This window comes from Actinophytocola sp., from assembly GCF_045807065.1.
In the GTDB taxonomy this organism is placed as follows: Bacteria; Actinomycetota; Actinomycetes; order Mycobacteriales; family Pseudonocardiaceae; genus Actinophytocola.
On sequence record NZ_JBJMIE010000232.1, the window covers coordinates 1 to 11024 of the forward strand.

At 72.2% G+C, this 11024-nt stretch carries 9 protein-coding genes; 1 reads left to right on the forward strand and 8 read right to left on the reverse strand.

Going from position 1 to position 11024, the window contains the following annotated elements; genetic code table 11:
• Window positions 1-459: twin-arginine translocation signal domain-containing protein (locus tag ACJ73U_RS13800; RefSeq protein ID WP_407777995.1), on the reverse strand; the 459-nt coding region annotated here is incomplete at its 3' end.
• 85 nt (window positions 460-544) lie between these two features.
• Between ACJ73U_RS13800 and ACJ73U_RS13805 the strand changes: the two genes are divergently transcribed.
• On the forward strand, window positions 545-2011 hold the full coding sequence (locus ACJ73U_RS13805; RefSeq protein WP_407777996.1) for an ATP-binding protein: 1467 nt from the start codon (window positions 545-547) through the stop codon (window positions 2009-2011).
• On the opposite strand, the gene ACJ73U_RS13810 is transcribed toward ACJ73U_RS13805, so the two are convergent.
• From ACJ73U_RS13810 to ACJ73U_RS13840, 7 genes are all read right to left on the reverse strand, one after another.
• Window positions 1988-3454 carry an FAD-dependent monooxygenase gene (locus ACJ73U_RS13810; protein WP_407777997.1) on the reverse strand — a complete coding sequence of 489 codons (1467 nt, stop codon included), beginning with the start codon at window positions 3452-3454 and terminating at the stop codon, window positions 1988-1990. The two genes, ACJ73U_RS13805 and ACJ73U_RS13810, sit on opposite strands and share 24 nt — an antisense overlap.
• 13 nt (window positions 3455-3467) lie before the next feature.
• Window positions 3468-3968, reverse strand: a complete 501-nt coding sequence (locus ACJ73U_RS13815; protein ID WP_407777998.1) for a DUF4240 domain-containing protein — start codon at window positions 3966-3968, stop codon at window positions 3468-3470.
• Window positions 3965-4924 (reverse strand): MBL fold metallo-hydrolase, encoded by a 960-nt coding sequence (locus tag ACJ73U_RS13820; protein ID WP_407777999.1) that lies wholly within the window; start codon window positions 4922-4924, stop codon window positions 3965-3967. Before ACJ73U_RS13820 ends, ACJ73U_RS13815 begins: the two co-directional genes overlap by 4 nt.
• Window positions 4921-6594: an FAD-dependent oxidoreductase gene (locus ACJ73U_RS13825; protein WP_407778000.1), complete on the reverse strand. Its 1674-nt coding sequence runs from the start codon at window positions 6592-6594 to the stop codon at window positions 4921-4923. The genes ACJ73U_RS13820 and ACJ73U_RS13825 overlap by 4 nt, the downstream gene beginning before the upstream one ends.
• 10 nt (window positions 6595-6604) lie before the next feature.
• Window positions 6605-9148: a GNAT family N-acetyltransferase gene (locus ACJ73U_RS13830; protein WP_407778001.1), complete on the reverse strand. Its 2544-nt coding sequence runs from the start codon at window positions 9146-9148 to the stop codon at window positions 6605-6607.
• A gap of 3 nt (window positions 9149-9151) precedes the next feature.
• Window positions 9152-10285 carry a GuaB3 family IMP dehydrogenase-related protein gene (locus ACJ73U_RS13835; RefSeq protein WP_407778002.1) on the reverse strand — a complete coding sequence of 378 codons (1134 nt, stop codon included), beginning with the start codon at window positions 10283-10285 and terminating at the stop codon, window positions 9152-9154.
• Window positions 10286-10295: 10 nt separating this feature from the next.
• On the reverse strand, window positions 10296-11024 hold a 729-nt coding region (locus tag ACJ73U_RS13840; protein WP_407778003.1), incomplete at its 5' end, for an IMP dehydrogenase.

Consider the following 11024-nt stretch of genomic DNA (forward strand, 5'->3'; position numbering starts at 1 on the left):
AAAAACTATAACAACACCACCCACTTCCCATAACTCTACAACAACGTGCTCGAGACCTTGCAGATGGTCGCCAACGTCGAGCCGGTCCCCCCCCAGCGCCTGCAGCCCAGCGTTCCGCGCGACCTCGACACACCGCTGCACATCGTCGACGGACGTGCACCGCGCGATGGCCGCGGGCCGGTGGTTGTCGAAACGCGGGTTGTAGGACTGGCTGGCCACCGCGTACGCACTGTCCCCCGGCAGGACGAGCCCCCCGGGCAACCGCGAGCGCAGGGCGTTCCAGTCCGGCGGCACCGGCGCCTGGCTGGCGGTCGTTGTTGTCGTCGTCGGCGTCGTCGAGTCCGCCAGCTTCGGCTTCGGCGAGCACGCCGTCGCCACCACCCCGAGCGCCGCGGCCCCGAGGAACCGCCGCCTGTTCATGTCCATACCCCCGACCACCTCCACAAAGGTCAGACGCACGGGAGGTCGGCGGGTTGTGTCATACCCAGACCAAGTATGCTTCGGTCTAAGTAAGGAGCAATCATACTTAGATCGGAACTAACCTTTGGCACACTTCCACGGTCGCGCGGACTACCTCGTAGTCCTCGAGCAGCAGCTGCGCCTGGTCCGCGACCGACTCGCCACCACTCCCGGCCAGGCCGTGATCGTCACCGGCCGCCGGCGGGTGGGCAAGTCCCGCCTGCTCCAGGAGTTCTGCGACCGCTCGGGTGTGCCGTACGTGGTGTTCCAGGCGTCCCGCGGGCGCAACCCGGTGGCCGAGCGGGCCGACTTCTTCGCCGCGCTCACCCAGTCGGACCTGCCGAACGCCGACCTGGTCGCGGGCATGACCGGCGGCGACTGGCACCAGGCCCTGCGTGCGTTGGCGGTCGCCGTGCCCGACGACGCACCCAGCATCGTGGTCCTCGACGAGGTGCCGTGGCTGGTCGAGCAGGACCGCGAGTTCGAGGGTGCCCTGCAGACCGTGTGGGACCGGTACCTCTCGGCCAGGCCCGTGTTGTTGCTGCTCGTCGGCAGCGATCTGTCGGTGATGCGGTCCCTCCAGGAGTACGGCCGCCCCTTCCACGGTCGTGCCGCCCCCATGGTCATTCACCCCCTCAACCCCGCCGACGTGCGGGAGATGACCGGGCTCGGGCCGGCCGAGGCCCTCGACGCGTTCCTGATCACCGGTGGCTTCCCGGAGATAGTCCAGCGCTGGACGCCGGGTACCAGCCGTGGCGACTTCCTGCGTGACCAGCTCGCCGACCCGCTCTCCCCGCTGCTGATGGCCGGCGAGCTGTCCCTGCTCGGCGAGTTCCCCGAGTCGTCCCACACCCGGGCGGCCCTCGAGGCGGTGGGGACCGGTGAACGGACCTTCACCACGATCGCCAACCGGATCGGCGCCGGCAGTCCCGTTCCCTCGGGCACCCTCGCGCCCATCCTGAACACCCTGACGGCCAAACGCCTCATCGCGATCGACAACCCACTGGCCACCCGCCCGGACACCAAGAACAGGCGCTACCGGATCGAGGATTCGTACCTGCGGTTCTGGCTGGCCTTCCTGCGACGGGGCATCGCCGACGTCGAACGGGGTCGCGGCGACCTGGCCGCCGCCCGCATCGAACAGTCCTGGCAGTCCTGGCGCGGCCGGGCCGTCGAACCCGTCGTCCGCGCCGGCCTCGCACGGCTGTTGCCCGACGACCGGCTGCCCGGCGCGGACGTCGTCGGCGGCTGGTGGAACCGGCAGAACAACCCGGAGATCGACCTCGTCGGCGCCGACCGAGAGCAACCGGCCACCCGCATCGCGTTCACGGGCTCCATCAAGTGGCTGGAGTCCGAGCCTTTCGACCAGCGGGACCTGGAGAGGCTGCTCGCCGGGTCCATGTCCGTGCCCGGCCGCGACCACGCCACCCCGCTCGTCGCCGTCTCCCGCAGTGGCGTGCGGGAAGGCCTGCCCCTGGCCGCCTCGTTCGGCCCCGAGGAGATCGTTTCGGCCTGGGCGCGGCCGGCCTCACCAGCCGGTGGCGCGTCGTAGGGCGGCGGTGAGTGGAGTGGCCAGGCCACCCGGAGGCTCGGTCAGCACGGCCGCCACGTGTCCGTCCGGGCGGACCAGGACGGCCTGGCGGGGCTTCAGGCCCAGCGCGTCGGCGAGTGCCGTGTCGTCCTCCTGGTCCAGGGGGAGCACGTCCGGCACGAGCGTGCGTTCCCACGCGTTCGCCGGGTGCCAGTCGCACCAGTTGGTCAGGACGCGGAACGTGGTCAGCTCGCGCAGGCGGCCGCCGCGGGCCAGTCGGGCGTCCGGGCACAGGGTGCCGCCGGACGTGGTCAGTGGGGAGTCCGGGTACGGGAACGGCGCCGCCAGCTTGCCCGAGTCGACCTCCGCCCTGGCCGTCTCGTCCGTGATCGCGCGGGTCAGGACGTCGACGCGGTGGGCGCGGTCCTCTTCGGTCCGCGGCACCAGGAAACGCATGGTGTCGCCCGTGACCCGCAGGTTCTCCTCGGCCGCCGCGCCGCGTTCGGTGTCGTAGGACGGCAGCAGCGCTGGGCCGGCCGACTCCTGGCGGTCCAGGGCGATCTTCCACGCCAGGTTGTCCGCGTCGGCTATCCCCGAGTTCAGACCGCGGGCGCCGAAGGGACTCATCACGTGCGCGGCGTCCCCGGCCAGCAGCACCCGGCCCACCCGCATCCTCGGCACCCGGCGCTGGTGGAACCGGTACAGCGACACCCACACGATGTCGTGGTCCGCCGTGCCGACGATCTCCCGGATGCGTGCCGCCACGTTCTCGCCGGTCGGCTCGAAGTCCGCCGGGACCTGCCAGTCGATGCGCCACACGCCGCCCGGCTGCGGGTGCACCAGCACCTGGCGGCCGGGGTTCCACGGCGGGTCGAAGTAGAACCGCCGCTCGGCGGTGAAGCCGAGGTCGGCGCGAACGTCGGCGATGAGGAACCGGTCCGCGTACGACACACCGTCGAACGGGAGGCCCAGCAGCGCACGCACCGTCGAGCGGCCACCGTCCGCCGCGACGCAGTGCGAGCCGGTGACGTCACCGTCCTCGGTGGACACGGTCACGGACGACTCGTCCTGGGTCAGGCCGGTCACCCGCCGGCCGTACTGGAGGTCGACCAGCGGCTCCTCGGCGATCCGCCGTGCCAGCAACAACTCCACGACCGTCTGCGGCGTGTTCACGAACGGCGGGAACGCGGCCGAGCCCACCTCCGGGAACCGGATCTCGCCGACCACATGGGACCGGTAGAAGGTCAGGCCGCGCGTCCACGTCACGCCGGCCTCCGCGACCTGGACGCCGACACCGGCCCGCTCGAGGATGTCGAGCACGTCGCGCTGCACGCAGATCGACCGGCTGCCCACCAGCTCCCGGCTCGGCGCGGCCTCGAGCACCGTGGTCGGCACGCCGTGCCTGGCGAGCAGGAGGGCCGCCGTCATCCCGACGGGCCCGGCCCCGACGACCACGACGCGCATCAGTCGATGGTAGTTATCTCCAGCCGGCCTTGTTGGACGTCGTCTCGCGCGAGATGCCCGACTCCGTGTCCGGGAAGCCGCCGAAGCGCTTGTCGTGCAGGAACGCGAAGAAGTAGCACATCCCCTCGCACTCCGCGTCCAGCACGGCCACGGTCGGGTCGGCGACCACGGCCTGGTAGAACTCGCGTCCCATCGCCACGATGAACCCGCGGCAGTACAGGAAACCGTCGTCGCCGCCGTCCGTTACCCGCTGGATGTCGGCGCGGTCGAGGTCGTACAGCTTCCGCTCGAGCACCCGGTCGAGCGCGGTCAGCTCGGCGGCCGACATGTCCTCGCACAGCTCACGCAGGTTGTCCAGAAAGGTGTCCAGGTCGAGCCCGTACGCCTCGTTGTCGCTCGCCCGCGTGATCAGGGCCCTGCGCCTGGCGGACTCCTCGGCACCGGTCCACGCCCACGCGGACTCGATCAGGCTCCAGAACCGGAACTCCTCGTCCGCGGTAGGTCGTCTGCTCACGCGCCGGAAGCTACCAGAGCGGCCCACACCTCCTGATCACGCTCGGCCGTCCAGATCCGCGGCCAGTCCACACCGTCCAGTTCGTCCCAGTACCGCTGCACGTTGAACGGCATGCAGTGCTCGAAGATCGGCCACCGGCCGTACTCCGGGGCCAGCGCGGCGTGCGCGGACTCGAACGCCTCCCTCAGCGTGCCGCCGCCGGCGTGGACGGCGCCGACCGTGCGGCGCAGCTCGTCGAGGAAGTGCCGGCTCTGCGCGATCGCCGCGGCCACCGCGTCCTCGCCGACGGCCACGGCCCCGCGCCCACCGACCAGTGCGGCTGCGGGGAAGGCGGCCACATTGTCCAATGTGGACGTCGACCAGTCGTGGTGGAACGCGTCGCCCGTGTACAGCGCGGCCCGCGCCTCCACGAGGTCGCCGGCGAACACGATCCGCTCCCGCGGCAGCCACGCCACGATGTCGCCGGCCGTGTGCCCGCGGCCGCAGTACGCCAGCACGAGCTCCCGTTGCCCGCCAAGGGGAATCACCAGTCGGTCGGTGAACGTGAGCGTCGGCCGGGTGAGCCCGGGGATCGACGACGGCTCCTCGAACAGCCGCGGCATCCGCCCCAGTTCCGAGGCCCAGTCCTGCTCGCCCCGCTCCGCGATGAGCCGCCGCGTCTCGGTGTGCGTGATGATCTCGGCGGCACCGAACGCGCTCGCGCCGAGGACCCGCACGGCGTGGTAGTGGCTCAACACCAGGTACCGCACGGGTTTGTCGGTCCGCTCCCGCAACCGGTCGAGCCACCGCCGCGCCGCGACGGGCGTGGCCCGCGCCTCGAAGCACACCACGAAGTCCTCGGCCTCGATCGCACCGACGTTCGGGTCCCCTTCCGCGGTCAGCGCGTACACCCCGGGCGCCAGCTCGGTGAACGTCTCCTCCTTGGCGGCGAGGTCCCCGCTCGACGCGAAGCTCATCGCAGCGCCGCCGGTGCGTGGGCCGGTACCGCCGGCGCACGGGGCGGCACCGGGGCCAGCCGCTCGTAGCCGCCGGCGGGCCGGGGGTCGGACTCGCCCTTGTTGGGCCAGAAGGAGAACGCGCGTTCGGCCTGGGCGGTGATCGTCAGGGACGGGTTCACGCCGAGGTTCGCGGAGATCGCGGAGCCGTCCACGATCGACAGTCCCGGGTAGCCGTGGACCCGGTGGTACGGGTCGATCACGCCCTCGTCCGCGGTGGCGCCGATCGGGCAGCCGCCGATGAAGTGGGCCGTCAGCGGGATGTTGAAGATCTCCGGCCATGAGCCGCCCGCCATGCCGTCGATGTGCTTGGCCGCCAGCAGGTTCGCCTCGTGCCCGGCGGGGATGAACGACGGGTTCGGCTCGCCGTGGCCCTGTTTCGACGTGACCTTCCGCCGGCCGAACAGGCCCTTCCTCGTGTAGGTGGTGATCGAGTTGTCGAGGCTCTGCATCACGAGCAGGATCACCGTCCGCTCGCTCCACCGGTGCAGCCGCAGCATCCGCGCGCTCTCCAGCGGGTGCTTCGCCAGGAACCGCACCGCCTGCAGCCACCTCGGCACCGACGCGGCGCCGTCGGTCGCGATGGTCTGGAGCAGGCCCATCGCGTTGCTGCCCTTGCCGTAGCGGACCGGCTCGATGTGGGTGGTCTCGTTCGGGTGAATCGAGGAGGTGATCGCCACGCCGCGGCTGAAGTCGCGTGCCGGGTCGACCGAGGTGCGCGCCGCGCCGATGATGGCCTCGGAGTTGGTGCGGGTCAGCTCGCCGAGCCGGGACGACAGGCGCGGCAGGACGCCCTGGTCCTTCATCCTGTGCAGCAGCTGCTGGGTGCCCCACGTGCCCGCCGCCAGCACGACCTGGCCGGCGGTGATCGTGGCGGTGGCGCGGCGCCCGGTGCGGCGGAGGTCGACCGCGAAACCGCGGGACCGGGGTCGTACGGCCGTGACCGTCGTCAGCGGGATGACCTTCGCGCCGTTCTGCTCCGCCAGGTACAGGTAGTTCTTGACCAGCGTGTTCTTCGCTCCCACGCGGCAGCCCGTCATGCACGCGCCGCACTCGGTGCACCCGGTCCGCGCCGGTCCGACGCCGCCGAAGAACGGGTCGGGCACGGTGGTCCCCGGCATGCCGAAGAACACGCCGACCGGCGTCGGGTGGAACGAGTCGGCCACGCCCATCTCGGCCGCGACCTTCTGCATCACCTCGTCGGACGGGGTGACCGTCGGGTTCTCGACCACGCCGAACATGCGGCTGGCCTGGTCGTAGTGCGGTGCCAGCTCCGCTTCCCAGTCGGTGATGTGCGCCCACTGCCGGTCGGCGTAGAACTGCTTCAGCGGCCGGTACAGCGTGTTCGCGTACACCAGCGACCCGCCGCCGACCCCCGAGCCGGCCAGGACCATGACGTCCTTGAGCAGGTGGATGCGCTGGATGCCGAAGCAGCCGAGCAGCGGCGCCCACAGGTATCTGCGCAGGTCCCAGGACGTCCTGGCGAACTCGTCGTCGGCGAAGCGGCGGCCCGCCTCCACCACCGCGACCCGGTAGCCCTTCTCCGTCAGCCGCAGCGCCGCGACGCTGCCGCCGAAGCCGGAGCCGACGACCACGACGTCGTAGTCGAAGTTACTGGCGAGTTCACTCATGTTCCCGAGGCTAGTTCGAGAGGTCTCCCCGGACCAGTCCGTAGTGCACGAGATCCCGCCGCACGCCGCCCCGCAGCTGCGCGCCCCGCAGGACGCCCTCGCGCCGGAAGCCCGCATTCTCCAGTGCCCGCTGCTCGGCGACGTTGTCGACGTCCGTGCTGGCCTCGATGCGGTCCAGCTCGGTCGTGGTGAACAGGTGGTCGACGAGCATCCGCTGCGCGGCCGTGCCGACCCCGCGGCCGCGGGCCCCGGGTAGCAGGCCGATGCCGATGTTCCACGCCGACGACGAGACGGTGCCGCCGTAGTCGACCGCGTGCCAGCTGACACCGCCGAGCAGCTGGTTGGTCTTCGCGTCGACGACGCTCAGCAGGAAGCTGCGGGTCGGCCCGGTCACCCGCGGCCGGTCGTCCGGGTCGACGGCGAAGTCACCGGCGCCGGCGATGTAGAACTTCTCGCGGTCGCCGGGCGCCGGCTCGGCCAGCGCGATCCCGTCCCGGACGACCACCACCTCACGCACCCCGGGCGCGGTGGCCTCGACGACGTCGCTGCGCAGCAGGCTGTACGCGAGCATGTCCCGCCGGCGGCCGCCGCGCAGCTGGGCGCCCCGGATGACCCCCTCGGGCCGGAACCCGGCCTTGGCGAGCGCCCGCTGCGCCGGGACGTTCTCCCGGTCGGTGCCGGCCTCCACCCGGTCGATGTCGGTGGTGGCGAAGAGGTACTCGGCGAGCAGGCGGGTCGCGATGGACCCGACGCCCCGGCCGCGGCTCTGCGGCAGCAGGCCGATGCCGATGTTCCAGGCCTCGCACGCGGCGGTGGACCCGTAGCCGACGGCGTGCCAGCTGACCGCGCCGAGCAGCTCGCCGTTGTGCTGGTCGAGCACGGCGAGCCGGTGCGGCTGTGGGTGGTGGCGCGGCGGCCGGTCGTCCGGGTCGACCTCGAAGGCGTCGTCGTCCTGGCCGCGCAGCAGGTCCCGCTCGCCGGGCAGCAGGTCACCGAGCTGGACGCCCTGCCCGCTGGCGACGATCTCCCGCTCCTGCTCCGGGTCGGGCAGGTCGGTACGGAGGATGCTGTAGGCGATCATGTCCCGCCGCTGGCCGCCGCGGAGCTGGGCACCGCGCACGACGCCCTCCCGGGTGAGCCCGGCCTTGGCCAGCGCCCGCTGGGCGGGGAGGTTGTCGTGGTCGGTGCTGGCCTCGACCCGGTCCACCTCGGTGGTCGCGAACAGGTGCTCGACCAGCAGCCGGATCACCGTGGGGCCGAGGCCCCGGCCGCGGCTCTCGGGCAGGAGCATGATCCCGAAGTTCCACGCCGTGCAGGCGGCGGTGGGCCCGTAGCCGACGGCGTGCCAGCTCATCTGCCCGAGCAGCGCCCGCGTCTCGGTGTCCACCACGGCCACCCGGTGCACCTCGAACCCGCTGTGCAGCACGGGCCGTTCGTCGGGATCGGCACCGAAGGCGTTGTCGCCCCGCTCGGCGAGCAGCTCCCGGTCCTCGGGCGCGATGCTGGCCAGGGCCACCCCGTCCCGACCGGCGATGATCGTCCGCACGGCCGGCGGGAGGTCGGCGCGCAGGATGCTGTAGCTGACCATGTTCCGCCGTTCGCCGCCGCGGAGCTGTGCGCCGCGGAGGACGCCCTCCCTGCGGAACCCGGCCTTGCCGAGCAGCCGCTGGGTGGGGAGGTCCGCCAAGTCGCCGCTGGCCTCGATCCGGTCCACGTCGGTGGTCGCGAACAGGTGGTCGACCAGCAACCGGGCCACGTCGGCGCCGCGGTCGCGGGCTTCCGGGAAGAGCGCGACGTCGACATGCCACGCGAGGCAGCCGGCGGTCGGCCCGTAGCGGACCGCGTGCCAGCTGACGTTGCCGAGCAGCTCGCCGGTGGCGCTGTCGACGACCGCGAGCACGGCAGGCGGGTCGAAGCTCGGCCCGGGGCGGTCATCGCGGTCGGGGTCGTAGGTGTGGTCGCCGCGGCGCCGGAACTCCTGCCAGTCGCTCGGGATGACGCTGGCCAGGGCCACCCCGTCCTTGCCGGCGACGATCGTCCGCTCGGCCGGCGAGAGGTCGGCGCGCAGGATGCCGAAGGCGACCATGTCACGGCGCTCGCCGCCGCGGAGCTGGGCGCCGCGGAGGACGCCCTCCCTGCGGAACCCGGCCTTGCCGAGTGCGCGCTGCGACGGCAGGTTCGCCACGTCGGCGCTGGCTTCGACGCGATCGATCACCGTGGTCGCGAACAGGTGCTCGACCAGCAGGCGGAGGGCGGTCGAGCCGGCCCCGCGCCTGCGTTGGCCGGGCAGCAGGCCGATGCCGACGTTCCACGCCGTGCACCCGGCCGTCGGGCCGTAGCCGACGGCGTGCCAGTTGACCTGGCCGATCAGCTGCCCGCTCGCGGTGTCGAGCACCCCGGCGCGGAACACCTCGAAGCCCTGTTCGGGTGCCGGCCGGTCGTCGGGGTCGATGTCGTAGGTGTGGTCGTCGCGCTCGGCGAGCCATTGGCGGTCGGCCTCGGTCAGGTCGGCGAGGGCCACCCCGTCCCGCGCGGCGATGATCGTCCTGTCCATGTATCAGCCGCGTACCGAGAGTCCGACCTTCTGGAACTCCTTCAGGTCCGAGTAGCCCGTCTTCGCCAAGGCGCGCCGCAGGGCGCCGAACAGGTTGATCAGGCCTTCCGGGTCCGCGGAGGGGCCGAACAGCAGCGTGCGGAGATCGACCAGGTCCTCCGGGTCCGCCGTCGGGATCACGCCGCTGCGGGGCAGGGACGGGTGCGCGGCCGCGGCCGTCCAGTACAGGCCCCTGCCCGGGGCCTCGCTGGCCAGCGCCAGCGGCTCGCCCAGCATCACCGCGTCGGCGCCGCAGGCGATGGACTTCGCGATGTCGCCGCTCCCGTCGACCTCGCCGTCCGCGATGACGTGCACGTACCGACCGCCGGTCTCGTCGAGGTAGTCCCGGCGCGCGGCGGCCGCGTCGACGATCGCGGTGGCCATGGGAACACCGATGCCCAGCACCTTGTCCGTGGTGGTCGCGATGCTGGAGCCGTAGCCCACGATCACGCCCGCGGCACCGGTGCGCATCAGGTGCATGGCGGTCCGGTAGTCGTGCACGCCACCCGCGATCACCGGGACGTCCAGGTCGGCGATGAACGACTTCAGGTTCAGCGGCTCGCCGTCCCGCGACACGTGCTCGGCGGACACGATCGTGCCCTGCACCACCAGGATCTCCACGCCGGCGGCGAGCAGGTGCGGGGTCACCTCCGCCGCCCGCTGCGGGCTGACCCGCGCGGCCACCGTCACGCCCCCGGCCGCGATCTGCTTGACGGCCTCGGCGAGCAGGTCCGGGTTGATCGGGGCCGCGTGCAGCTCCTGCAGCAGCTCGGTCAGCGCCGTGTAGCCCTCGTCGTCGACCGCCGCGACGACCCGGCCGAGGACCTCCTCGACGTTCGGGTGCCGGGCCCACAGACCCTCGGCGTTGAGCACGCCGAGACCGCCCAGCTTGCCGACCTCGACCGCGACCGCCGGCGACACGACCGCGTCGGTCGGGTGGGTCAGCAGCGGGATGTCGAAGCGGTAGGCGTCGATCTGCCAGGCCGTCGACACGTCCTGCGACGACCTGGTCCGGCGGGACGGGACGATCTCGACCTCGTGCAGCGCGTAGCCGCGGCGAGCCGTCCGGCCCATGCCGACCTCGACAAGATCCGGCACCGGGATCTCCTTAGCGGGTGGTGTAGTTGGGGGCCTCGACGGTCATCGTCACGTCGTGCGGGTGGCTCTCCTTGAGCCCCGCGGCGGTGATCCGGACCAGCTGGGCGTTCTGCAGGTCGGCGATGGTGCGCGAGCCGGTGTACCCCATGCCCGAGCGCAGCCCGCCGACCAGCTGGTGCACGACCTGGGACAGGGGGCCGCGGAACGGGATCCGCCCCTCCACGCCCTCCGGCACCAGCTTGTCCTCGCTGAGCACGTCGTCCTGGAAGTAGCGGTCCTTCGAGTACGACTTGGCCTCGCCCCGCGACTGCATCGCGGCGAGCGAGCCCATCCCGCGGTAGGTCTTGAACTGCTTGCCGTTGACGAGGATGACGTCACCCGGCGACTCGGCCGTGCCGGCGAGCAGGCTGCCCAGCATGACCGCGGACGCGCCGGACGCGATGGCCTTGGCGATGTCGCCGGAGTACTGGATGCCGCCGTCGCCGATGACCGGGACGCCGGCGGGCCGGCACGCCTGGTCGGCGTTGTAGATGGCGGTGATCTGCGGGACGCCGACGCCGGCCACCACTCGCGTGGTGCAGATGGAGCCGGGGCCGACCCCCACCTTCACGCCGTCCGCGCCCGCGTCGACCAGCGCCTGGGCACCCGCGCGGGTCGCGATGTTGCCCGCGATGATGTCGGCGCGCGTGTTGGCCTTGAGCTTGGCGACCATGTCGAGCATGCCGCGCGAATGGCCGTG